Here is a 22945-nt window from a genome sequence, read left to right as displayed (position 1 = left end):
TGAACACGTGATAGAGCCATACAGCGTGGCTGATGAGGTCTGCCGGGAAACGGTGGCGATGGTGCGGGTCTGGCGGCTTCTTCATGCCATCATCCTCGCCCAGGCCGTCGCAGACCGCCAGTTAACGTGACAACGCCGAGCGAACAGTTCCAGCAGCTTCTGAAGGACCAGGGCATCAACTGCAGCATGAGCCGATCGGGCAACGAAGGGACAACAACGCGGCGATGGAGAGCTTCTTCTCCTTGCTGAAAACTGAACGGTCGGTCCGCAAGATTTATCGTACCAGGGACGAAGCCTGAGACGACGTGTTCGACTACATTGAGCGGTTCTACAATCCGCAGCGGCGCGGCTCGACCATCGGCTATATCGGACCTATGGAGTTCAAGAGGAGCGCAGCGTCAGCTTAACGTGCATGTCCACCAAACCGGCAGCAGCTCAGTAGTAGCGTTCCATGGCTAAAGCTCCCGATGGGGCTCGCTTGCCTTTCGGGAGGGTGCCGGGCTCCCACCGGCCGCGACCTCGTCGGGCGACAAAACCTCTGCTCATAGTCTGGGATTATAAGAGCGCCACCGACTCTACGCCCGCTGGCGATAGTGGGAAGTTGAACTTTGGGATGTCATAGCGTTACGGAACGTAACCGAAGCGAAGATCTCCGCTTCCATTGCCCGCAACTTTGGTCGCAAATGGTAACCTCGGGATGCAGGTGCTCCCCGCGAGGGCTGGCGAGTGGCGCGAGCGTTTTCGACGACGACCAAGTAGCCAGCCCTAAGGTTAGCATATCGCCTTAGGTATCAGTTGCCTCAAGACGCAGACGAGTTCTTTCGTTCGTAGGGCTTGCGGAAAAATCCGCCGGTTGTGAAGCGCTGCACGAAGTCTCGAGATGATTTGTGGCCACATTTTGTATGAGCCCGCTCAGCGCAGTGTCAAAATTGCGCGCTTGCGGGGCTGGTGGGACATTCCTAGGCTCGGTAGACGGGAACTCGCTCGTCGCCGAAATTGCAATGTTGATTCGTCCCAACCTAAGTCTTTTAGTGGCGACGGAAAGAGGTGACAGGCCTATATCTGTCGACGAGTCTGAGCCTTATGGAGTGGCCTTTTTGAGCCAGCATGACGTGGCCGCCAACAAAAACTCACTCGCGGCCACGATCGGCAGAAATCATTTGCAAGTCCATCTAAACGCTGAGGATGTCGACACCGACTGCCGGCCGGGAGCAGCAGACTTGTTAAGGCAGCTTTGCGTTCTAGGTGGCGCGGAGGCTTACCTCAACGGGGAGCCGCCTGCCGACTGTCCGTGGGATGCCGGATCAGTGGAGTGGCGCTGGTGGGAGCGCGGTTGGTTATCGGAGCGAAGTGGAGCTGCTGAAGATGTCATCACGCGCATCCCAGGGGACCCTTTATAGCGGAAACGAGCGGGGCATATCGCCGATTGTACTATGCTCAATTGATGAACGCCGATCGCAGCCAGCGACGTCCGTGCCCCATTTCCGATCCTCTGCGGCTTAGGCGGCACTCATGTAAAGTGGCTGATCTCCTGGCCTCCCGCGTCAAAGATTGTCGTGCTTCTCGAAGAGGGGCGATATCGAAAGTGCCTCGAGGAGGGTCATTGCTTTGCGTCCCCGTTTGATGGAGCGAGCTGCGGGCCGGTGATGATGGAAGACCTCTCGTTACTGTTCGCGATCAACGGCCGCAATGTTTTTTGACTAGGTCCATTTCCATCGTGAGCCCGCCGACCTTGCGCTCCGAGGCGGCGACCCGAGCCTCGTTTTCGCAATAACCTCCGTCTCGACCTCCTCCGCCCACATCGACCTGACGGGGGCCCGACCCGGCCCACCAGCGGCGACGAGACTTGTGTGAAGCTGAGGTTCCGCTGCGCCTCGTAGATTGCAGCTTCGTCAGAACTCAGGGTTGCATTCCGGGCCGCCTGTTGCGCCAGCATGGCGTCGCGATTTCGGGATGTGTCGGTGCCTGCGCTTGCGAGCCTCTGCGCCCGCGCAACGTCCTGACCGGCGTTGGCAAGCTGCGCCATGTCGCGCTTCCGCGTCGCCTCCGCGCGGGCAAGTGTCGCTAGATAGGGCGAGGATCAATTGGAATGTATTGCTGGCCGGCAACGACGTCTTGTACTTCCGTCCGCAGCGTCCGATCATCCATATAGCCAGATCATAGACTTAATTATCAAACTCGAACACTGTCAGAAGTTTGATAAACACCGCCGCACCACCAAGTCGAGATGGATGCAAAGCAATCATTGCTCGAGAAAGACGTCAGATAAAGCGGCTTCTACGGCATTCCGGAACAGCGGCAGTCGATAGACGACGGTTGAGCATTTCGGATTTGCGCGGCGTCCAACAATTGACCCCTGGAGAGATTCTGCGATCTTCACACCCCGGACGTCCATTTCATCTACGGGAAATTCGACGTACCGATTCTCCAGTGATTTCGACGCCCAGGTTGTGACACCTCTAAGTGCCTCCTTCCCAAAGCCCCGACCGTGGACTTCCTCTGGCAAGTAGATGCCGAGTTCCGCGAAGGGAGTTCGGAAGCCGCGGATGAACGCCATTCCGAGGCAGCTCTCATTAACAGAGAGTCGAATGACAAAATAGATGTCAGCCCCATCATCCATCGATGACAGCCAGGATTGTGCCACCTGTGCATAGCCCGGCTTGGAGGCGGGCCGGTCCCACGGCATAATTCTCTCTATCGACTGGCTTGAAACAATAGATAGCTCAGCTACATCCGCAGGAAGTAAATTCCTCATTGTTAGGCGGCTGGTCTGTATCTCGATACGGTCCACGACTTTGTCCTATTTAACTGATTTGCACTGCCCTAACCGGGGGGTTGCACGGGAGGTTTCCTCAATCGGACGCTTTAACGTCCATAACGTCGGATTCTTCCTTGATAGGTTCGAATTGTCCGCAGAAGGTCCACACGGCGAAACTCGGGCCAGTTTACGTCGGCGAAGTACAGTTCGCTGTGGACGCTCCGCCAGAGCATGAAGCCTAAGATGCGGATTTCACCGCTTGTGCGAATGATTAGATCCGGACTGGGAAGCTCTGGATGGTAGAGGTGCTGGCTGATTGATAATGGAGCTATGCTATTTGCAAATTTCAGCGGCGAGAGGCCTCTTGAGGCCGCATGAAAGATGAGTTTACGAACGGCGGCCAGGTGCGGCGGCCGGCCCTCCGGGCGGCCCAAAATCCACAGGCAAGCGAGCACAAGTGGCACGACGACCACTGGTCCATCCGAGAGGAGCTTTGCGATGGCAAGCAGTGCCTCCTTTAACGGCCTGGCGCATCCAGGAACAGTAAGAGTTCGGTGTTCAGGACCATCATGGGAAGAAGACCGCGCCTCCAAGAAAGCCATGCAATAGCGCGAATGGCTCCCGCCGTCAGCCGGCAATGTGCAACATTGGGAATTACCAATCGCAGGAACATGTAGCCCAATGTTGGTTCGTCATGTTGGCATCTTCTCTTGCAAAGGTTCACGCCACGGCCCTATGAGCAAACACCCGCAGGGGCAACCGAATAGGCCCGGACCATGGCAATGCTGACAAGGCGCGACCTCGCGATGATCAATAAGGTTCCGGAGGTTACGCTCGCCTTCTGGACGATAAAGATTATGGCAACGACCGTCGGCGAGACTGCCGCAGATTTCCTTTCGGTGACGCTAAATCTCGGACTGACCGTGACATCCCTTTTCATGGCGGTCCTCCTCGTGGGTGCCCTCCTGCTGCAGCTCCGCTCCAGGCGTTACGTCCCGTGGCTCTACTGGATAACCGTGGTGTTCGTGAGCGTCGTCGGGACCCTGATCACTGACAATCTGAGCGACAACTTCGGAATCAGTCTGATCGTCACGACGAGCGTGTTTGCCGCTGCTCTCGCGGCAGCCTTCAGCCTTTGGTATGCGAAGGAAGGAACGCTCTCCATTCATACCATTGTGACGACTAGGCGAGAGCTTTTCTATTGGGCTGCCGTCCTCTTTACCTTCGCGCTGGGAACAGCGGCGGGTGACCTCACCGCGGAACGTCTCCAACTCGGCTATGCGCCCTCGGCACTGATCTTCGGCACCCTGATCGGCCTCGTCACAATTTGCTATTTCGTTCTTCGTTTGAACGCTGTAGTGGCGTTTTGGATCGCCTATGTTCTGACGCGACCTTTTGGCGCCTCTTGTGGCGATCTTCTGGCGCAATCTAGAAGCGACGGCGGTCTCGGATTAGGCACCATTACGACGAGCTTCGTTTTCCTGGTGATCATAACAGGCCTCGTCGCCTGGCTGACGATTCCGCGAGGTCGCCGCATGGCGGGCACTGAGATGGCCGATGGCTGACAGGTATAGTGTACGCCACTCCCAAAAAGGCGGTCGTAGCGTAGGACGGCAAGCGCTTTAAGAATAACATTATGGGCAAAGGGATCGGAGCGCCATTCTTGTGAAGATACTGGTGATCGAGGACGACGAGCAGACGGCGAGCTATATTGTACGGGGGCTGCGGGAGCATGGCCACGCCGCCGATCACACGCCGGATGGGCGCGACGGCTTCCTGATGGCAGGTAGTGGCGGCTACGACGCGCTTGTCGTGGACCGTATGGTGCCGAGCCTAGATGGGCTAAGTCTCGTGCGAGCCTTACGATCTGCGAAGATCGATGCGCCCGTCCTCTTCCTGACCGCGCTCCGAGGTATTGGAGATCGCGTTGAGGGTTTGGAGGCTGGTGGCGACGACTACCTCGTCAAGCCATTCGCTTTTGCTGAGCTGCTGGCGCGGCTCCAGGCGCTGGGTCGCCGTCCCCCCCTCGCCGCGTTGACGACCACGCTTTGCGTCAATGATCTGCAACTCGATCTTCTCAAACGCACCGCTACGCGCGGCGGAGAGAAGATCGAGCTGCAACCCCGCGAATTCCGTCTTTTGGAGTTCCTCATGCGACATTCGGAGCGAGTGGTGACACGAACAATGCTTCTGGAGAGCGTGTGGGAGTTTCATTTTGATCCGAAGACCAACATCGTCGAGACGCACATGAGTCGATTGCGTGGCAAGATATCTCGGGGCGGCCGCGATAGCGAACTTATTCATACCGTCCGCGGCTTAGGCTACGTCTTGCGTGCATCCAGTTCATAGACTTGTTCGGACTGCGAGTTTTCGCTTCGCCGCGCTCTATGTCCTTGTCTTTGCGGTGTCCGCGTTGGTGCTTGGCGAGGCCATTTTCGTCGCCGCCCGCGCTAATTTAGAGCAGCAAATGGCTTTGGGCGTACAAACGGAGACAACCTTTCTCCAGGACGAATTTCGCCAGAAGGGGCTCCCCGCCCTGTTGACTTTGGTGCAACTTCGCGGGCGAGAAGCACGGGCGCTTGACTACTTGGTGCAACAGCCAAGGGGAGTCCGACTTGCGGGCGAGATCCCAGCAAATCCAGGACTACGACCGGGTTGGACCAATCTCATTGTCTCCGGCGAACGCGAGGAAGATGGGCGGCCCGAACGGGTGAAGGCATTGGTGACCGATCTGGGCGGGGGAACGCTTCTCGCGGTGGGAGATGATCTCAACCGCGTCTCTGAAGTGGAAGAGGCGGTCACCTCAGCCCTCGCTTGGACAGTGGGTCTAGCCGCCATTCTCGGCATCGGGGGCGGGGTCTTGCTCAGCCGGGCATTTCTTGCCCGGGTGGACGCCATCGCACGTACGGCAGAAGCGATCATCGCCGGCGACCTGACGCATCGCGTTCCGATGCGGGGAACGGGTGACGATCTCGACCGTCTCGCCGGCACTTTGAACCGAATGCTCGACCGCATCACCACCCTGATGGAAAGCTTGATTCAGGTCAGTAGCGATGTCGCCCACGATCTGCGAACCCCCCTCTCTCGATTGTACCAGCGGCTTGAAGATGCCCGTGACCAGGCGCGGTCGGTCGTTGATTACGAAGAAGCAGTCGAAGCCGCGATGCGTGAGGCCGATGGGCTGCTGGAGACCTTTTCTGCGCTGTTGCGGATTGCCCAGGTCGAAGGCGCTTCGCCAAGAGCTGGCTTCCGGCAGGTCAATCTAACCGCGATCGTCGAGTCGGTCGTGGATGCCTATCAGCCGGATGCCGAAGATGCAGCGCATCGCCTCACGGCACAAATCGAGCAGGGTGTGATCGTCGCCGGCGATCAGGAACTCCTCACGCAGGCTATCTCCAATATCGTTGAGAACGCACTGCGCCACACCCCCTCGGGCACGCGCATTGACCTACGCCTTCATGAATCTAGCGGCGACGCGGTCCTAGTTGTGGACGACAATGGTCCTGGCGTAGCGGAGCATGACTTGCCTCGGCTAACTAACCGGTTTTACCGCAGCGAGCGCAGCCGCACGACACCGGGCAATGGACTTGGTCTCAGTCTCGTGGCGGCCGTAACTGAACTACACGCTGGACATCTGTTATTGAGAAATTTGGCGCCCGGTTTGAGTATCGCCTTACATCTTCCGCGCGTCGTCAAATCTCGTCCCTTAGGACGAGAAGATGCATAATATTCTGGGGGTTTTGGTTGCGTGGTCGGCGGATGTCATCTCGCGCGGCGGATACGGGGGCATTGCTCTGCTTATGGCGCTGGAGTCGGCCTGCCTGCCAATTCCGTCAGAGATCATTATGCCTTTTGCTGGTTATCTCGTCTCGATCGGGCGCTTCAACCTCTATTTGGCGGCAACGTTCGGCGCGCTAGGTTGCAACCTCGGCTCCGCAATGGCGTACGAGGTTGGAGCGCGCGGCGGCCGCCCATTTGTGCGGCGCTGGGGCCGCTATATTCTTGTGGCGGAGCGCGAGCTCGATCAGGTCGAGCGGTTGTTTCGAAACTATGGGGCGATCAGCGTTCTCATCGGTCGATTGTTGCCTGTGATCCGCACCTTCATCGCGCTTCCCGCGGGTATCGCTCGCATGAATCGTTGGCAATTCCACCTCTACACGTTTATTGGCTCGTGGCCCTGGTGTTTTGCTCTCGCATACGCGGGGCTTTTCTTGGGAAGCCGGTGGAACAGCAGTCCAGGGCTTCAGTCGACAATGCACAGGCTAGACGGCGCCGTCGTCTTGCTGTTGATGGTGGCGTTCGTGTACTTTGTCTATACGCGGATACGCGCGGCCCGGATGGGCTAACCGGCATTGCACTTTGTCCGGCCAATGAACGCTGAAGCTTCCGTTTCTCCACATCTGACAGACATTTTCGTCAAGAGAATATGGCTCATCCCGCTTGAACTCCAGCCGGAATTAGGGATATTCTGAAGCCTCTGAGCACTCCCCAGCGCCGGGGTCGCGTCGAAGATCCCGAAGAAATCGTCGCATCAAAGCGTCGCTGCGATACTTTCGCATCGTATTCGCGCGGAACGGGATCTCATACAAGAATGGCCATAGAACCAGGGGCTGTCCGAGGGCTCGCTTGATATCATTCAGATGGCGAGTATCCCGTCGATCATTGCGGAACGCCGCAACCGGCACGAACTTCCGATTTCCACAGTAGTGCCTGACGGCAGCCGTCTTCCAAGATCCCGTGAATTTCGCTCCGGCTTGCATATTATAAGATGGCGGCAGCTTGAGCCATCTCCGCTCAAAGGTTTGGTTCAATGCACATTGATCGATTGACGTGCAGTTGAGCTTATATGGACAGTTTAGCTCATGCTCATCAAGGGCTGCGGCATAGTCCTTTAGAAAACTGTCAGCTTGCCAATTTTCCGACGCGAAGATCATGAACCCTGCGTTGAAATAGCCTCCGACGTCCTCGCTCTTTCCGCCAGCGGCCGCCCATTTAGTATCCCGTAGCACCCCTGTCGCGCTCAGGTCCATGTCAATCACCGCGGCGATGGGATATTCGCCCAATTCAACCTCACCTAACTTGAGGTCGTCGAATACCAGGATGTCGTTGTCTAGGTAAATGATGCGGTCGTAGTCTCTGATCAATTCCGCCACGGCCGAGAGCTTCAGGAGGGTCGGCGTCGTGACGTGACCAAACGTCGTATGGTGTTCCACCGCTAAGTTACTGATAGGGCTAACCGTCAATCTGGCGCCGCGGCCCGCAAGCAACTCGGAGAAGCCAACAACGGGACTTGGTGTGAACTGGTAGCAGAATATTTGAACCTCGCAGGGCGCAGGTTGAGACAACACGAGCGACATGGCGGAATGCTGTGCCAACTCGTAGCCAGATCGGTCCGTGACATAAACAAATGCAGACTTCACAGCGGCGTATCCCGTCATTCCGGCTCGAGGATCTGTTCGAGGTCGTTTCGATTGAGAGGCGCGCCTTTGATGACTGACCCAGCTACCTAGAAGCGCAACATCCCCATTTTGCGGCAGGCTAGCCTTTTGGACGAACACCATTTGCGCGTGCGGCGCAGTCGGACGAGTAGCCAGTGGGGCTAAGCGGATTGACTTCTGTTTGAAACCATAGATCCAGCACGCAAGATCGATCGTCCGCAACGTCCTCACGTGAACCCGCGCGCGGGAGAAGCTAGCTGAGTGGATACCTAACGCACTCGGGTGCGTTCGTCATCTACGCATGTCGACTATTGGGAAATGGCAATCTGGCGACAACATTGCGTTACTTAAAACCACTATCACGTGTAGAACCCACGCTGGACTCCTCTGCTATATGGCTCCGTGTGCGGCTGCTCCACCGTCTGATAAGATCAACACGCCGCGTGTAGTCGCTTCTCACCTGAGCGGTTAAAAGACTATGACTCAAGACCAGCATTTTGCATGAGGATGATCTATGAGCACGGCGTTATGGGCTTTAGAGGATCGACCAGAGACCAGGCGCCTATCCAAGGTCCCAATAATCACCGCCTATTTTTGGATCATCAAAGTTCTGACCACCGCCATGGGCGAGGCGGCGTCCGACTATGCTGTCCACCGGAATGCATTTGCCGCCGTCGCACTGGGAGCTGCGGGATTTGGCATCGCATTAATCATCCAGTTTTCGATGAAGCGATATATCGCTTGGAGCTATTGGCTGCTCGTCGCCATGGTGAGCGTGTTCGGCACGATGGCCGCTGATGTCATCCACAAGGCCGGTGCCCCCCACTCCCTTACAATGGCGATATTCGGCGTTCTTCTATTAGGAGCTTTTGCGATATGGTATAAGGTTGAGAACACGTTGTCGGTCCACAGTATATTCACTCCCCGTAGGGAAGGCTTCTACTGGATCGCTGTCTTCATAAGCTTTGCCTTCGGCACTGCCGCAGGCGATTGGACTGCCGGGAATCTTCACCTTGGCAATTTCCATTCCGGGCTTCTATTTGCAGTTCTATTCGTGCTGCCGGCAATAGCCTACTGGCGATTCAACTTGAATGTCATCTTCGCATTTTGGTTCTCTTATATAATGACTCGTCCGCTCGGTGCGTCATTTGCTGACTGGATCGGAAAACCCGCGAGCCATGGCGGCCTCGGTTACGGAACCGGCTCGGTTTGCGTGGTACTCACGATCCTCATTCTCTTGTTTGTCCTCTACCTGACGATAAGCCGCAAGGACGACGGGGGCGTTGACGTAAACGCGCGATCCAGTGGCTGACGCCAGGTCGACAGTGGGATTTGGAACGCCCGCGAGGTGAAATGGTTCCGGAGTGGCCAGACACTGACCGCAAAGTCCTGCCTCCCGCCAATGATCGCCTTCAGGTCGAGCTCATTTCCTCTAACTTGTGGCTCATCGGCCTTTCCCCCGAAGGGTTTTCAGGATGCGTCTGCTCGCGAATTCTGAGACCTTCCGCACACTCGAAGCTTTGAATGACGTGCAATCTCTCCGGGTGAGCACGGCCCCTGGCGTGGGAAGGACAGACTGCGCAATTGGCGGCTCCCCTCTTACCGATGGTTGAAGGGCAAGGAAGCCAGAATCGCCACGGTAATCCCCGCCCTCTGGGCGCGCGGAACGGCGGCAACGTGGTGCCACATGTCCGCGGGAATGCGACGTTGCGGTCGCGTCCAGTTGTAAACTGTTCGCCAATGCACTCTGAGTGCGTTCGACAATTCCTTATGCCCACCAAGCACGGCTACCACATCAGCGCTGTCCCGTATCATTAGCAACCTCATCTCGTCGGCGATGACGGGGCGGACAATGATGCAGATTTATGACGCGACCAGCATGAGCGTTGCAACGAAAGGTAACGGGAAGTACCTACACGGGCTGAGAACAAACATTGGGAAAACCCAATTATTCTCACTTCCTCGCGACGGCCGAGTGAAACCGTAGTTGAACAAACCTCGGTCAAAAATGGCCGACATTTAAGCGCGGGCTCGCGGTAGAATCCAGTGGCTTACGCAAGAGGAATAGGGCAAGGCAAAGGATGACATATCCTATTTTCAGCAAGGCCTCATTTCGCGCGGTCGGACATTGGGCGTGGAGAAAACCCCTACTCCCGCTGGACGTCCGAATGGGTTGCATGGCTAGCGGGATGGAACGTGGGTGAGGAAGAGCAAGCAATAGCCGAACAGGAACACTTGCATGAACTACCTGGCACGTCAGTGCCTAGCTAGAAGAGGAAAAAGCCGCGTGTTGACGTCTCAGGACCCACTGGAAGATCCGGTTGTGATTTATCTGGCCGAGCATCCCCATCTGCATGTGGTCTCGGCAAGTGAGTTGCTCTTGGCCCTCGGGCTGGCCGCGGAAAGCCGGACGCGCCTGCAGACGTGGCGTGTCGGCCGCGTGCTTCGCCATCTCGGCTGGAGGAAAAGATCCATCAGGCTGGAGAGCGGCACCACCCAGCGTTTTGTGTCGCCGGACTATGTGGGGCGGCGCGCCTGTAGAGGCGCCTGATGAGGTAAGGTTTCCTCGCCCGCAGGACCTGCTCACCGCGCGCCTTACTCGGAGTTGAGCGGCACACGATTTGCGATCTTTTGAATAAAGCTGCGCTCTTCCCCGGAGGCCTCCGACGGTACCGTAATGATAAGGCGAAGGTCAGGGCGCTCCTCGCGAAGGAGTGCCGCCGCAATGAGCAAAGTCCTAAGATCATGGAACTGGCGCTGTCCCTCAAGGCTGTCATCAGCCTTACGGAGCTTTAGGCGCCAGGCTGGAAAGGGAGCGAGATTCATTCTGACCCTAAAGGTATTGTCTATTGTCCGCGAGGTCCGCGAAATTGGATAACCCGCCCGCCCGCGATGCAATAAATGGGCCGCGATCTGGCCTTGCTCACTGTCAACAGCCTGGCAAAAGTTTCTGGGGCTAAGCACCCCCCGGAGACTTGCTCAATGAGCTTTGATCGGCCGGCTGCTGGGCAGCATGCGTCGCGTCACGTCATCGTTCAGGGTGTAGTAATCAAACAACGGCGTTGAGGCAAGCAACGCGCCTCCAACACGAGCATCGTCCGTGCCCCCGAAGAATGATCCAGGCGGCACAAATTGCCAGATCTCCGCGAGCGCGTCGAGCGTTAGGACGATTAAATCGGGGTCATCGCGGGCCGTTCATAACGGCCAGTGTCGCGACGGTATCGTCACCCGCAGCCATTCACATAATCTCGACAAGACCATCTCGGCCATATTCATCCTTACGCAAACCCAAACTCGACATTCGTGTTAGTAGAGACTCAATAATAGAGGACGCCTAACCGTTTCCAATCGCTACGCCCGCGGCTAGCACAAGCGCACCGCCGAGCATCACTTTTGCGACGGCCGAGAAGATTGCTGTTTCCATATAGCGATATTGTATGTAGGCAATTGCGGCCAGCTCGATCACGACGACGACACCCGCAATCGCCGTCGCCGTCCAGAAGGCGTTGATCAGGTAGGGCAATGTATGTCCGATGCCGCCCGCGGTGGTCATCAGCCCGCAGACCAGGCCGCGAAGGAAGGGCGCGCCGCGGCCTGACAGTTTACCGTCATCGGCAAGCGCCTCCGCAAAGCCCATCGAAATGCCCGCACCGATCGAAGCCGCAAATCCGACAAGAAAGGTGTTCCAAGGACTGTGGGTCGCGAAGGCGGCCGCAAAGACCGGCGCCAGCGTGCTGACCGAGCCGTCCATCAGGCCAACCAGCCCAGGTTGAACGATCTGTAACACAAACCGCTTTCGCGCGCTTGCATCCTCTCGTCTTCGGGCGTCACCGGGCAGTCGCTCTGCCTCAACCTTAACCGCTCGATCCTGGTGGCCAAGCTCAGCCTCCGCTAAGTCCCCCAGGAGCTTACGCGTGCCGGCATCCGTCACGAGGGACGCCGCCTGCAAATAGAAGCGGCTTGCATCGCCTTCCATCTGTTGTGCCTGGCGCCGGATGGATTCGATGCCGCGCGGGACAATCTTCCAAGCCGGCTGATAACTGGGGGCTCCGCTGATATGCTGGCGCCGCATTTGCGGGATGTGGCTGCCGAAACGGCTGACGTAGAGATCGATCAGCGCCCGCCGATGCTCGCCTTCCTCCGCTGCCATGTCCTCGAACATGCGGGCGCTGTCGGGATAGGTTTCTCGCAGACCCTGGGCGAAATCGGCGTAGGTCCTGCCATCTTCCTCTTCGTTGGAGATGGCGAGGGCGAGGACATCCTGCTCACTGAGTGAGTTAAACTTTCGCATGTCGCCTAGATAGCTTGAAAGCAACCACGGTCAAGTTGAGAAAAGTGGTGTTTGTAGGCTGCAGTGTTGCAAGGGACAGTATTTGCGACGCATTTGCAAACAGTCCCTTACTTCTTCTCACGTTCGTATAGAAGCCCTGTTGATCGGACGCCGCGCAGAAGCCAAAACATGCGGGCAAGGATATCGCTTCCGAGGAGGTGATGGAGAGCCGCTAGCGTGGAATGACCGATAAGATACGCCCACACCAAATTGGCCATCAGGCTGTGCAGACTAAGGGCGGTATGGGCCAAGGTCCCAGACAGGAAAAAATATGCCGAGCCGGTGACCGCCATCCCCGTCATGACAAGGAGGCCAAGCCCGTGAATAGAGCTCACCATGGCCCCGCCGCTGTGATCGGAAAAATCACCGCGGCTTAGGCGGCGAAGTTGGCCGAAGGTATCTGCCACCACCTCCCGGACGCGCCGCGGCGAGAGCCAGGGGAAGAGCCTGCCGAATTTGGTCTCGCCACGGCGGATCAGCGTCCAGCACCAGAAGGCAAAGACAATGACGAAAGTGCCCAGACCGACATATTCATGAAGGCTGAAGATGACCGACGGCGCTTCGCCCGGCAGCGGCCGCCCGATGAACTGACTGCTAATCAATTGGGTGAGCACAGCGACCAGGAGCAGCAGATGCAGCACCCGTGTCAGGTGGGATGGTGGCCGCCCCTCAGTATTGGCAATCGTCCGACGCCCAGGATAGGAGGCCTCGCCGGGAAAATTGGACTGCGGGATGACTCGGTTGCTGGTGACCGTCTTCATGGCGTCGACCTCAGTTATTGTAGACGGCATGACAGGAGGCACAGGCGGCCTTGATGCGTGCGGCATCGACCTTGAGAGCTGACGAATGGCCGACGTCGCCAAGGGCCTGCCGCCCCTCTGCTGCAAGGGCTACAAAACGGTGCTTGAAGTCCTGAGCTTGCGATCCGCTGCCATTGAGCCTTCCGGCAACCATCGTCGCATCGTCGATGTAACTTTGGATGGCTCGGCGAAGCTGCTTCGTTTCCTCCGGCCTGGTGCTGGACAGAGTAGCGTTCATCACGTGAAGGTTCGCGCGCCAGGTGCCCATGATGGGCGCCAGTTGGATCGTAGCGTAGGCCGCCATTGGCCCTGCCACGGCCGCTACGAAGGCCACCACGGCTACCGATCGTCTCATGCCTGAAATGCCTGTGTGGGCCATAGCGCGAAGTCTGACGCCGGAAGCTTACGGCGACCTGACGGGATCGTTTTGCTCCGTGATGCAGTGTAAGGACGGCGTAATGTGAACCGATGACCATGACCCAAAGGGATCGGCCGCACATGCGTCTACTTGTCGTCGAAGACGAGCGCGATCTGGCTAGTCTGATCCGCGATGCGCTGGAGAAAGGGGGTTTTGCGGCCGACGTTGTAATGAGCGTGGCCGCCGCCCAAGACCATCTACGTCTGGTCACCTATGACTTGGTGGTTCTCGATCTTGGTTTGCCGGACGGCGACGGTCTCGCCCTCTTGCGACGGCTCCGAAGCGAGGGGACTGCCATACCCATCCTTATCCTGACGGCGCGGGATGGACCTGAAGACCGGGTGCTCGGTCTCGATGCAGGCGGCGACGACTACCTGGTAAAGCCCTTCCACGTGCCCGAAGTCATTGCCCGTATCCGCGCGTTGCTGCGTCGCCCGAACGCCGCCCTCGGCGTTACCCTTACGCTCGGCAACCTCACGCTAGAGACCACCACTCGGCAGGTGCGTGTTGAGAACGCGACCGTCCCGCTTTCTCAGCGCGAAACTTCCATGTTGGAGATACTGATGCGGCGGCAGGGCATTGTCGTGATGAGGGAAGTCCTGGAGCAGCGTTTATACAGCTTCGACAGCCAGATTGGCTCCAACGCCCTGGAGGTTCTGGTTCATCGGCTGCGCCGCCGACTGCAGGAGGCTGGGGCGCCTGTCGTCATCCACACAGTTCGCGGTGTCGGCTATCTGATGGCCGAGCAGGCGTGACAGCGTCCGCACAACCGGTCCGAAGCTGGTCTTTGTCCAGGCGTCTTGCCTGGCGGCTGACGGCCCTGATGCTCTGCGCCATGCTCCTGGCCGCCGCAGCGGTCGCTCGGGGAACCATCGCTACGTTGCGCGACCTCGATGATTCCGCGCTGCAGCGGCAAGCGCGGCTTGTTGCGAATCACCTACCGCCTCAGGGAGAGGACGGCGCCGCTCTCATTCTTCCCGACGAAATTACGCAGCCATTCCGCGCGTCCGACGGGGACAACCTATTCATCGTCTATGGGACAGGCCAGACCCCGCTTGCGACTTCTGATCCCGCCAAGGCGGCACAGGCAGCACCCTATATTCCAGCACCGCTCACTGGCAGGATCTTCCGTGTGCCATTCGTGGCCGGGCATCGGCACGGCATGATCGGGTTCGCCCTCAGACGGGGCGAGCGCTGGGTTGTCGTCCTGCAGGGGCGTGAGCAGGCCACGGTGCTGCTTCAGAGCCTCATAGCCAGTTTTCTTGCGACTTCAATCTGGCTGCTCCTGCCCATCGGCCTCGCCACCGTGGTCGTCAGTCTTCTAACGCTCCGGACGGGCCTGCGCCCACTTCTTCGTGTCTCGGCGGCAGCAGCTTCCGTGGGACCTGCGCGACCTGGGGTGAGACTTCCAACCGCCGGGCTTCCTCGAGAGGTCTCCCCTCTCGTGCATGCGGTCAATGAGGCGCTCACGCGGCTAGAACAGACGATTGAAACCCAGCGCACCTTTATGGCGGAGGCTGCCCACGGCCTTCGCACGCCGCTGGCGGTGCTGACGGCCCGGTTGGATGCCTTAGGTCAAACCCCGGAAGCCGACGCCTTGCGGCACGATGCCGACCGAATGGCCCGCCTGGTTGGGCAGCTTCTGCGTATGGCTCGGCTCGATAGCCTGCCGCTCGATGTTACCCAAGCGGTTGACTTGCACGCGGTTGCTGTCGAGGCGATCACAGCCCTCGTTCCGCTCGGCTTGCGCCGAGACGTCGAACTCGCCCTGCTCGGCTATGATGGGACTTTGCTGGTGTCCGGAAACCACGCGGCTCTGGTCTTGGCCCTCACCAATCTGATTGAGAACGCGATCGCTTATGCGCCGCCGGGAAGCGCCGTGGAGGTGGTTGTGACCGCCCCCGCAACTATCAGCGTGCTCGACAGCGGCCCGGGGATCGCAGTCGAGCATCGAGACCGGCTGCTTAGACCCTTTGAGCGCGGAATCGCCGCTACTGACGGCGGTGCCGGTCTAGGACTGGCCATCGCGAGCCGAATCGCGGCGGCGCATGGCGGGCACATTCGTGTAGATTCTTCGCCGACTGGCGGCGCTCTCGTCGCCTTGGACGCAAATTCAAGCCTGCCCGGCTAGCGCGGAAATCCGAAATTGCCGCCGGCCTCACCAGAATACGAGGATCATATCGTTCAACAAGTGCAGGCGGGTCGAACGCGTCCTCGGAAGGCTTGTCGACCAAACTTCGGGCGATCAAGAGTCCGCCTGGCGCAAGTTCATTAGAACCCCGACATTGCGACTGACCCGACAACCCGCTCTCGCCGCTCATTGGACGACTTCAACTCGATACGCCAAAGACCACTTGACTTGTGTAGAGCGCCATCAGCGCGAGATAACAATGCAGGAATTTGGATGGAAGGCCTTCATCACGAAGCCTGTGCCGAAAGTGACTTCGAACGGGTCGATGATCACGCCGAAGACGGTCGCACAATGCGTCTAAGGCCGCCGTAAGGTCACTGTAAGCCTAGGCCGTACAAAAACCACCGCACGTCAGGCGGTAGCATTATCCCGCCGCTACTGTTGTTCTTGCGCCCGCAGTGCAATGCGGGTCGACCGAAGGGGTTATTGCGCGATGGCTGGCATGTGGCGCCTTAGATTACTCGGATACAATGATGCTATTGAGGAAGACTGTTTGTTCGTCAACCTCAAGGCATTGCTTGAGTCAGCGCGCAGCATCGCCACGGCACGCCCAGATCTCAGGCTTGTCCTGACTGTGCCGGCGGACGCGCTGAAGAGCGACCGCGACTGGGTTCGCCAAATAGCAGATCGCGTCAATCCAGCCTTGGAGGATGCGGGTACCAAGCGGATGTCGATTCGCATGTTAAAAAGAGTGAGGCGGGCCGTTACGGAAAACGCCTTGTGCGACATGCACAGCGCGATACCAATGACAGCGGCAAGATGACACCATATCTCACCTGCAATTCGGCGCCCCCGTCCTGCGTAGTTTTAGCTGGCTCGCCAGCGCGGCCCGAGGAAGTTCGGCAGCATCTTATGTCTGCGCGCCCGGCCAGCGCAGCGACGCTACCTCGTATCATTATTGACCTTCATCTCAGCGAAAAAGAGCAGACGATATGCGGCCTTTCGAGTGGCCGGCGGATGAGAACGTGAGCGTGGACGACCGGGCGACCTCCGGCCAAAACTCGATCGGGCGAACTCACTCATCCGTGAGGGCCCACCCAAAGGAGGATCCCGTCGCGTGTAATTCGATGGCGCAAGATCCTTGGGAGACCCAGATCGCGACGTATTTGGTGGAGCATCCCTCCCTGCACGTCATGTCGGCAAGTGAGGCTTTAATGGCCCTCGGTTTCACTGAGAACAGTCAACATCGATCGCTTACGAGGCGTGCCGGACGCGTGCTCCGCGGCATCGGTTGGAGTAAGAAATTTGTGAGACTTGAGAGCGGTCCGACCCAGCGTTTTGTGTCGCCCGATTACCTCGGCCCGCGCGCGAGGAAAGCTGCTGCCCGTACAAGGAAATCTCCGCACCGTGAGGGCAGCGACGTTCAACGCCGCCATCCTCGACAACTGACTTGAACGAGAAGGGAAGCCGCCGCTAGCAAATCACTAACGCTAAGCCTGAGGAAGATGAAGCCGCCTGATGAGGGCTTCCCAGCTGCCTTGATAAGATAAATCATTCACCGTCACGGCGTGGCCTCGGCAGTAGAAGCCGCAGACAACACGAGGCTGCGGAGCTTTACCCGAAATCGCGGACTCAAAAGTGTTCAATGCTCCGGCGGCAACCGCGATTCAATGGAACTCGGTTCTTATGCAAAATCTTGATATTGTCCTTACACAGTTCATCAATGGCCTTTCCGGTCACGTCCATCTCCTCGACATTGCGATCGAGACCATCACGCAAATCGGGGTTCCGCTACTGATCCTAGCGGTAGTGATCTCCTGGCGGGTCGGGGCCAACGCGAGAGCTGACAGACATGTCGCCGTCGCCAGCGCACTCTCGTTCGTTATAGGTCTAGCTCTCAACCAGCTCGTCTTGCTGGTAGTTCACCGCGTGCGACCGTACGACGCTGGCGTAACACATCTTCTCATAGCTCACAGCGCCGACCCGTCCTTCCCTTCGGATCACGCTACAGCTAGCTTCGCGGTCGTCTTCTCCTACCTGCTCGCCACCCGCCTTGAAAAGGCGTTCTGGTTCTTCCTGGTCGCCCTTCTGATCGTGTTTAGCCGGGTATACGTGGGCACCCACTACGTGACGGATATTCTGGGCGGGGTAGCCACGGCCTTCGCCGGCGCCGCTGCGACGCGCATCGCCTACCGGGAGGATACCCGCGCAGACCGGTGGGTGACGCACATTCTATGATGACGGCAACGGCGAATATCTGCATGCGGCCAGAAACGATCGAGGTCGAGCATGACGTGTTCAGGCGACTTATTCTCCTGAAGGGACTGAACGGAATTCTCGAGTTCGCGGCGGCGCAGCGCTCCTCTTCCTGCAAACAGGCATCATCACCGTTCGGTTCGGGCTTCTAACGAAGCGCGAGCTCTCGGAAGACCCACGCGACCTTCTGGCACGGCTGCTGTCGCACCGGGCGATGTCGTTCGGTCACGACCGACAGATGTTTGTTGCTGGCTACCTGCTATTCCATGGCATTGCGAAGACGCTCCTGGTGTCGCTTTTACTGCTCGGGAAGCCCTGGGCGTACCCGGTCGCAATGGTATTCTTTTTATCTTTCGTGGCTTACTCAGCACTCCGGTTGTCGCACGCTTCGAGCTGGCCTTTTGCAAGCTTCCTCGTGCTCGACCTCGCAACGACATGGCTTACCGCCAAGGAGTGGAAGAAAAGCGAGTTTCAGCGCGAAAATACCCATCGCAAGGCGACGTTCTGAGGGCCTGCCACCGTTGTTACCGGGCCCCATGCACAGTCAGCGAGGGGTAAAGCCCCTCCCTCCGTCCTTCCACACTTTCATCTGCTAGCACTTGCTTCCGCTATAGACAGCTCCGTTATGACGGGGCCGCCGCGGCCAATTGAGGATCGGCTCTCGAGGCTATTAGCGTCTTCAACTCGATTTCGTCCCCGCCGCTTCGCTTGGAACAGAGCTGCATCGGCACGCGTGAACCAAGTATCCGGGCTATCGCCGGAAACCATCGCCGCAAAGCCTACGCTGACCGTAACGCGAAGCTTGGCGCGTGTTGGCAAGTCAACCTCGAGATTCTCAACCATCGCCCTTACTCGCTCAGCAAGCGTGACAGCTATTGCCGCGTCGCCCGAAACAATGATCATGAATTCGTCTCCGCCGTAGCGGGCGACGATGTCGGTATGTCTACTTTGCCGCACTATGGCATCGCACACAGTACGGAGGACAGCGTCGCCTGAGAGATGACCGTATTCGTCGTTGATCGATTTAAAGTGGTCTATGTCCATAGCGATCAGGGACAAAGGCTCTTTATTGAGCTTGGCAATTCTAACGGCTTCCTCGAGAGCAAAATCAAAATGACGCCGGTTGAAGGCGCCTGTTAGCTGGTCTTGATGGGCAAGCTTCTTCAACTGGGAGATGTCGCGAAAGTCTCTCACTGTCTGAAAGGACAAATCTGCAACACCATACACAAACAAGCTTACGAGAACGGCGGCTGTCCCAACGAGCAAATCCTCATTGATGCCCGCCTTCCCTTCTCCCTCTGCTAAAAGCTGGGCGGTATACGCGATGTATGCGATTGCTAAAGCCAGGACGATCATGCGTAGAACGTTCCACTTGAACCGTAACGGTCCCGTCTTAATATGCGATATATTCCGAGTCATCTCGCGGAGAGACCCCAGATGCAAAACCAGCCCAACAAGAAGCTGCGCCACGACGATAATCCTTAGCATCGGCGTTGCCACTCCTGCGCGAAAGAAGACGGAAGGGTTAATCAGCCGACTTGGGCGAAAGAAAGGGTATTCTCGGGCGGCGGAGCTAGGTCACGCAAGCGTGTTTGCTGCGATGGCCCGCTAACGTCGTTCCTCACCGCCCGAATGTCTTGAGCACCTCAATGCTTGTGCCCGTGGCGATGATGCAAATCCGGATAATGGGGATGGCGGTGGACCATGGGCGCGTGCCGATGCCAGTGCGTATGCGACTCGCCTGGAGGCGCGTCAGGACCATGCGTGTGCTGGTGGTGCTCATCATGGTGATGGCGGTGCTCGTGCTCCATCGCTTCGTGCGGATGATCATGTTCGTGCCGCTCGGCCAGATGCAGCCATAGGCCGATCCCCATCAATCCACCCGCAATCAACAGCCTCGCAGACAATAGATCGCCCAGCATGAGGACGGCTAATAAGGCACCGACGAAGGGGGCCAGTGAGAAGTAAGCGCCGGTGCGTGCGGTGCCGAGGTAACGCAGCCCCAGCACGAACAACGCGAGACTGACGCCGTATCCCAGGAACCCTACGACGGTGACGGCCAACAGGATACTAAGTGACGGAAATAAAGCACCATGCAGCAGGGCGAGCGCCAGGTTGACCATGCCCGCGACCAACCCCTTCAGCATGGCAATCTGAACCGGGTCCGCCGAGGAAAGCTTGCGCGTGAGGTTGTTGTCGATACCCCAGCACAAGCACGCCCCAGCGATCAGCAATGCGCCCCATTGGAACGAAGCCTGCCCCTGCCAGGAGAGGAGGACAGCTCCAGCCAAGATCGCGAAAGCTCCAAGGAATAGCCGCCGATCGACATTCTCTCGGAAGGCGACCCAGGCGATCCCCATGGTTGCTAACCCTTCGAGGTTGAGCAGAAGTGACGTTCCTGCCGCGCTGGTTCGGGCCAGGCCGGACATCAGCAGCAGCGGCCCCAGGATGCCTCCGGCCAGGATCACGAGAGCAAGCCAGGGCATATCGGCTCGACGCAACGGGGCCTCGACATCAGGCAACTGGAAGGCGGTTCGGGATAGATGAACCGCTGCCAGGCCACCTCCAGCGCCCAGATAGAGCAGGCCAGCCATCATCCAGGGATCGACTGATCCAAGGAGGAGCTTGGCGAAGGGAGTGCTCGCGCCGAACAGGATAGCGGACCCAAGCGCGAGCAGAATGCCAGGGTGGATCATGCCGCTGATCGTCTCCTCACTCGGTGGATTGAGTCGTCTGAAGGAGCTTTCTTCACTGGCGGGCAAACCACCCGCCTTTCAGCATCAGATTACCCCAAAGGCAAAATGCAGAACCAAGCTAACGGCTGAGCAAATCACGAGCGAACGCAGAACACCGAGCTTGAGGCGGAGCAGTGCGACGCCTGCGATGATCGTCAGCAGCATCGCCCACGGATCGACGCTGCTTAGGATCGGCGCATCCAAAGAAAGCCACGTCGAACGCACAGGAATGGTTTCTTTGAAGAGTGAGTGCAACGAAAACCAGATCGCGAGGTTGGCGACCACGCCAACGACGGTTGCCGTGATCGCGGAAAGCGCGCCGGACAAGGTGCTATTGTTTTGCAACCGCTCGATCAGCGGCGCGCCAAGAAAGACGAAGGTGAAGCAGGGGGCAAACGTCACCCAGAGGGTGATTGCAGACGCGGCGATGCCGCCGGGAAGGCCAGACAGAGTGCCGGATGCGCGATAGCCTGCGAGGAATCCGACAAACTGAAGCACGAGGATAAGGGGGCCGGGGGTGGTTTCCGCCAGCCCCAGCCCCGTCAGCATCTCGGCAGCGGTAAGCCACTTGTAATGCTGGACGGCTTCCTGCGCGACATAGGCGAGCACAGCATACGCTCCGCCAAACGTGACCACAGCCATCTTGGAAAAAAACCACGCGACATCCGCATAAACTCCGTCGCCATGTATCAGCAGTGCGACTGGCAAAAGCCACAGCACTCCGGAGACTGAACCAGCAATACGCGCGCCACGGGCCAAGCGCTGAGCGCGATCGGGATAGGCATCAAGGATGGCATCAAGGATGGCTGGAGGTCCGTCCTTGGCCTTGCTGTGAACTCCGGCGGCGAAGTAGCCGGGGGCAATGGTGCCGACCAGCCCGGCACCCACCATGACGACGGGAAATGGCACTCCGAATAGAAAAAGCGCGGCAAAGGATGAGCCCGCAAGCGTCCATGCAAATCGCGTTTTCAAGGCGCGGCGGCCGATCCGCATGACAGCTTCCACCACTAATACCAGCACCGCGCATTTGAGGCCGAAGAAGAGTGCGGAGATCCCTGGCACCGCGCCGAGCGTGGCGTAAATCAGCGAGAACGCTAGCATCACCAGAGCGCCGGGGATGATGAACAGGAGACCGGCTATCGCACCACCAGCCGGGCCATGCAGCAGCCAGCCAAGATAGGTCGCGAGCTGCTGCGCTTCCGGCCCCGGCAAGAGGTGGCAGAAATTCAGGGCATGAAGGAAACGGCGATCGCTTACCCAGTTTCGCTCGTCCACCAGCTGCTCCCGATGGATTAAGGCAATCTGTCCGGCAGGGCCGCCGAACGAGAGGCATCCAATTTTGAACCACATGCGCGTGGCTTCCCCGAGGGTCGGAAGCCGCTTGGCAGCCGTATCGGAGAGGATGGCGGCTTGGTTCAAGGGCGCGGTCCCGGTGTGACAGGCGTGTTAAAAGTTTCGTTCACGCCGTGGCCGTCTTGTTGCTCATCTCAGCCGTTGGCCAATGCCCTGGCCAACGGCCAAAGGTGTCGGTCGATCAGCGACCCGTGATACGAGTGGGTCTAGCTATGCCGATGCGGCTAGTTGTCATCCAACAACAGTAATTCTCGAGATCGGTCGTGCCTCGCGACTTGAGGTCTTAAAGCGCAGCGTCTGTCGATCTCAAAGTGAGTCTGTGACCAAGACTGAACGGTCATCGTCGTGTCACGGAACACGACCGTCCGCGAGCAAAAACTAGGCGCCTCGTGCTGGGCGGGAAGATCAGCACCTTCGAGACTTGCTCGCCTATTTGGACGTCCCCTGGCCGCCGTTCATTTGCGGGCTTGCTCGGCCTGAAGCCCGCGCTCGACGGCGACGAGAGCGGTCACACAGCAATCGCCGACACCGGAACACGTCCCTCAGCTGGAAAAAACGCCCGCAAGCTGCAGCGTTTCGAACGGAACCTCCTGCGCCAAAGTGAGGGTGCCTTCGCGCGCGAGTTCCAGCCCCGCCAGAAAGGTGCTCGCCACCGCCGCCCGTGCGCGAAGCGGGCGGTCCGTAGCCTCCTCGGCGACAGGCGGCAAAAAGGCCGCGAGGTCGCCG

General features: G+C 58.5%; 21 protein-coding genes and 2 pseudogenes. 13 read left to right on the top strand and 10 right to left on the bottom strand.

The genetic code is table 11. The annotated features are described in order from the left end of the window. Positions 1–138 precede the first annotated feature (138 nt). A pseudogene (locus GSQ83_RS02455) lies at positions 139–407 on the top strand (IS3 family transposase); the annotation flags it as partial. Between the two features lie 1835 nt (positions 408–2242). On the opposite strand, the gene GSQ83_RS02450 reads toward GSQ83_RS02455, so the two are convergent. Both GSQ83_RS02450 and GSQ83_RS02445 read right to left on the bottom strand, forming a co-directional pair. Continuing rightward, positions 2243–2791: a GNAT family N-acetyltransferase gene (locus GSQ83_RS02450; RefSeq protein ID WP_158801145.1), complete on the bottom strand. Its 549-nt coding sequence runs from the start codon at positions 2789–2791 to the stop codon at positions 2243–2245. 74 nt (positions 2792–2865) lie between these two features. Beyond that, positions 2866–3360: an undecaprenyl diphosphate synthase family protein gene (locus tag GSQ83_RS02445; RefSeq protein WP_158801143.1), complete on the bottom strand. Its 495-nt coding sequence runs from the start codon at positions 3358–3360 to the stop codon at positions 2866–2868. Positions 3361–3534: 174 nt separating this feature from the next. On the opposite strand from GSQ83_RS02445, the gene GSQ83_RS02440 reads away from it, so the two are divergent. The 4 genes from GSQ83_RS02440 (at position 3535) to GSQ83_RS02425 (ending at position 7104) form a co-directional block, all read left to right on the top strand. Then, complete coding sequence (locus GSQ83_RS02440) at positions 3535–4323, top strand: hypothetical protein (protein WP_158801141.1); 789 nt, start codon at positions 3535–3537, stop codon at positions 4321–4323. A gap of 100 nt (positions 4324–4423) precedes the next feature. Next, positions 4424–5107, top strand: coding sequence for a response regulator transcription factor (locus tag GSQ83_RS02435; protein WP_158801139.1), 684 nt, complete (start codon positions 4424–4426; stop codon positions 5105–5107). Next, entirely contained in the window at positions 5091–6485 is a 1395-nt protein-coding gene (locus GSQ83_RS02430) for an ATP-binding protein (RefSeq protein ID WP_158801137.1), read from the top strand. Before GSQ83_RS02435 ends, GSQ83_RS02430 begins: the two co-directional genes overlap by 17 nt. A 73-nt stretch (positions 6486–6558) precedes the next feature. Continuing rightward, positions 6559–7104 (top strand): DedA family protein, encoded by a 546-nt coding sequence (locus GSQ83_RS02425; RefSeq protein WP_254065456.1) that lies wholly within the window; start codon positions 6559–6561, stop codon positions 7102–7104. A gap of 111 nt (positions 7105–7215) precedes the next feature. Here the strand turns inward: GSQ83_RS02425 and GSQ83_RS02420 are convergent, their stop codons facing one another. After that, complete coding sequence (locus tag GSQ83_RS02420) at positions 7216–8196, bottom strand: glycosyltransferase (RefSeq protein WP_158801133.1); 981 nt, start codon at positions 8194–8196, stop codon at positions 7216–7218. A 514-nt stretch (positions 8197–8710) separates the two neighbouring features. On the opposite strand from GSQ83_RS02420, the gene GSQ83_RS02415 reads away from it, so the two are divergent. Both GSQ83_RS02415 and GSQ83_RS02410 read left to right on the top strand, forming a co-directional pair. Further along, a complete protein-coding gene (locus GSQ83_RS02415) occupies positions 8711–9508 on the top strand; it encodes a hypothetical protein (protein WP_158801131.1) in 798 nt (265 codons plus the stop codon). A gap of 975 nt (positions 9509–10483) precedes the next feature. Beyond that, the gene (locus tag GSQ83_RS02410) at positions 10484–10747 is read left to right on the top strand and encodes a hypothetical protein (RefSeq protein WP_158801129.1); all 264 of its coding nucleotides are present in this window, start codon (positions 10484–10486) and stop codon (positions 10745–10747) included. 783 nt (positions 10748–11530) lie between these two features. On the opposite strand, the gene mbfA is transcribed toward GSQ83_RS02410, so the two are convergent. The 3 genes from mbfA to GSQ83_RS02395 all read right to left on the bottom strand — a co-directional run bounded on the left by mbfA (position 11531) and on the right by GSQ83_RS02395 (position 13681). Continuing rightward, positions 11531–12487 carry an iron exporter MbfA gene (gene mbfA / locus GSQ83_RS02405; RefSeq protein ID WP_158801127.1) on the bottom strand — a complete coding sequence of 319 codons (957 nt, stop codon included), beginning with the start codon at positions 12485–12487 and terminating at the stop codon, positions 11531–11533. A gap of 107 nt (positions 12488–12594) precedes the next feature. After that, a complete protein-coding gene (locus GSQ83_RS02400; RefSeq protein WP_158801125.1) occupies positions 12595–13287 on the bottom strand; it encodes a cytochrome b/b6 domain-containing protein in 693 nt (230 codons plus the stop codon). A gap of 10 nt (positions 13288–13297) precedes the next feature. Continuing rightward, positions 13298–13681 carry a hypothetical protein gene (locus GSQ83_RS02395; protein ID WP_158801123.1) on the bottom strand — a complete coding sequence of 128 codons (384 nt, stop codon included), beginning with the start codon at positions 13679–13681 and terminating at the stop codon, positions 13298–13300. Positions 13682–13824: 143 nt separating this feature from the next. Here GSQ83_RS02395 and GSQ83_RS02390 point away from each other — a divergent pair, with 143 nt between their 5' ends. The 6 genes from GSQ83_RS02390 to GSQ83_RS02365 all read left to right on the top strand — a co-directional run bounded on the left by GSQ83_RS02390 (position 13825) and on the right by GSQ83_RS02365 (position 18639). After that, positions 13825–14499: a response regulator gene (locus tag GSQ83_RS02390; protein ID WP_158801121.1), complete on the top strand. Its 675-nt coding sequence runs from the start codon at positions 13825–13827 to the stop codon at positions 14497–14499. A gap of 32 nt (positions 14500–14531) precedes the next feature. After that, the gene (locus GSQ83_RS02385; RefSeq protein ID WP_158801119.1) at positions 14532–15875 is read left to right on the top strand and encodes a HAMP domain-containing sensor histidine kinase; all 1344 of its coding nucleotides are present in this window, start codon (positions 14532–14534) and stop codon (positions 15873–15875) included. Between the two features lie 553 nt (positions 15876–16428). Continuing rightward, the gene (locus GSQ83_RS02380; RefSeq protein ID WP_158801118.1) at positions 16429–16698 is read left to right on the top strand and encodes a hypothetical protein; all 270 of its coding nucleotides are present in this window, start codon (positions 16429–16431) and stop codon (positions 16696–16698) included. 863 nt (positions 16699–17561) lie between these two features. After that, entirely contained in the window at positions 17562–18113 is a 552-nt protein-coding gene (locus tag GSQ83_RS02375) for a phosphatase PAP2 family protein (protein ID WP_158801117.1), read from the top strand. 23 nt (positions 18114–18136) lie between these two features. Further along, positions 18137–18283 (top strand): hypothetical protein, encoded by a 147-nt coding sequence (locus tag GSQ83_RS02370; protein WP_158801116.1) that lies wholly within the window; start codon positions 18137–18139, stop codon positions 18281–18283. Further along, positions 18244–18639, top strand: a complete 396-nt coding sequence (locus GSQ83_RS02365; protein WP_158801149.1) for a DUF2127 domain-containing protein — start codon at positions 18244–18246, stop codon at positions 18637–18639. Before GSQ83_RS02370 ends, GSQ83_RS02365 begins: the two co-directional genes overlap by 40 nt. A 77-nt stretch (positions 18640–18716) precedes the next feature. On the opposite strand, the gene GSQ83_RS02360 is transcribed toward GSQ83_RS02365, so the two are convergent. The 4 genes and pseudogenes from GSQ83_RS02360 to GSQ83_RS02345 form a co-directional block, all read right to left on the bottom strand. Continuing rightward, positions 18717–19487 (bottom strand): GGDEF domain-containing protein, encoded by a 771-nt coding sequence (locus GSQ83_RS02360; RefSeq protein ID WP_158801115.1) that lies wholly within the window; start codon positions 19485–19487, stop codon positions 18717–18719. 290 nt (positions 19488–19777) lie between these two features. Continuing rightward, on the bottom strand, positions 19778–20827 hold the full coding sequence (locus tag GSQ83_RS02355) for a DMT family transporter (protein ID WP_158801114.1): 1050 nt from the start codon (positions 20825–20827) through the stop codon (positions 19778–19780). An 84-nt stretch (positions 20828–20911) separates the two neighbouring features. Continuing rightward, entirely contained in the window at positions 20912–22285 is a 1374-nt protein-coding gene (gene chrA, locus GSQ83_RS02350) for a chromate efflux transporter (protein ID WP_254065455.1), read from the bottom strand. Between the two features lie 476 nt (positions 22286–22761). After that, positions 22762–22945 (bottom strand): annotated as a pseudogene (locus tag GSQ83_RS02345) (hypothetical protein); the annotation flags it as partial.

The organism is Acidisoma sp. L85 (genome assembly GCF_009765865.1).
Lineage (GTDB): Bacteria > Pseudomonadota > Alphaproteobacteria > Acetobacterales > Acetobacteraceae > Acidisoma.
This window is presented reverse-complemented; position numbering and strand designations above follow the sequence as displayed.

What these genes read in the sequence shown, in the direction of transcription:
- mbfA (WP_158801127.1), bottom strand. Translation starts at nt 12,487, where the DNA reads ATGCGAAAGTTTAACTCACTCAGTGAGCAGGATGTCCTCGCCCTCGCC.
- GSQ83_RS02445 (WP_158801143.1), bottom strand. Translation starts at nt 3,360, where the DNA reads ATGGCTTTCTTGGAGGCGCGGTCTTCTTCCCATGATGGTCCTGAACAC.
- GSQ83_RS02355 (WP_158801114.1), bottom strand. Translation starts at nt 20,827, where the DNA reads ATGATCCACCCTGGCATTCTGCTCGCGCTTGGGTCCGCTATCCTGTTC.
- GSQ83_RS02360 (WP_158801115.1), bottom strand. Translation starts at nt 19,487, where the DNA reads ATGATCGTCCTGGCTTTAGCAATCGCATACATCGCGTATACCGCCCAG.
- GSQ83_RS02390 (WP_158801121.1), top strand. Translation starts at nt 13,825, where the DNA reads ATGCGTCTACTTGTCGTCGAAGACGAGCGCGATCTGGCTAGTCTGATC.
- GSQ83_RS02395 (WP_158801123.1), bottom strand. Translation starts at nt 13,681, where the DNA reads ATGAGACGATCGGTAGCCGTGGTGGCCTTCGTAGCGGCCGTGGCAGGG.
- GSQ83_RS02375 (WP_158801117.1), top strand. Translation starts at nt 17,562, where the DNA reads ATGCAAAATCTTGATATTGTCCTTACACAGTTCATCAATGGCCTTTCC.
- GSQ83_RS02425 (WP_254065456.1), top strand. Translation starts at nt 6,559, where the DNA reads ATGGCGCTGGAGTCGGCCTGCCTGCCAATTCCGTCAGAGATCATTATG.
- GSQ83_RS02400 (WP_158801125.1), bottom strand. Translation starts at nt 13,287, where the DNA reads ATGAAGACGGTCACCAGCAACCGAGTCATCCCGCAGTCCAATTTTCCC.
- GSQ83_RS02440 (WP_158801141.1), top strand. Translation starts at nt 3,535, where the DNA reads ATGGCAATGCTGACAAGGCGCGACCTCGCGATGATCAATAAGGTTCCG.
- GSQ83_RS02415 (WP_158801131.1), top strand. Translation starts at nt 8,711, where the DNA reads ATGAGCACGGCGTTATGGGCTTTAGAGGATCGACCAGAGACCAGGCGC.
- GSQ83_RS02370 (WP_158801116.1), top strand. Translation starts at nt 18,137, where the DNA reads ATGCGGCCAGAAACGATCGAGGTCGAGCATGACGTGTTCAGGCGACTT.
- GSQ83_RS02420 (WP_158801133.1), bottom strand. Translation starts at nt 8,196, where the DNA reads ATGACGGGATACGCCGCTGTGAAGTCTGCATTTGTTTATGTCACGGAC.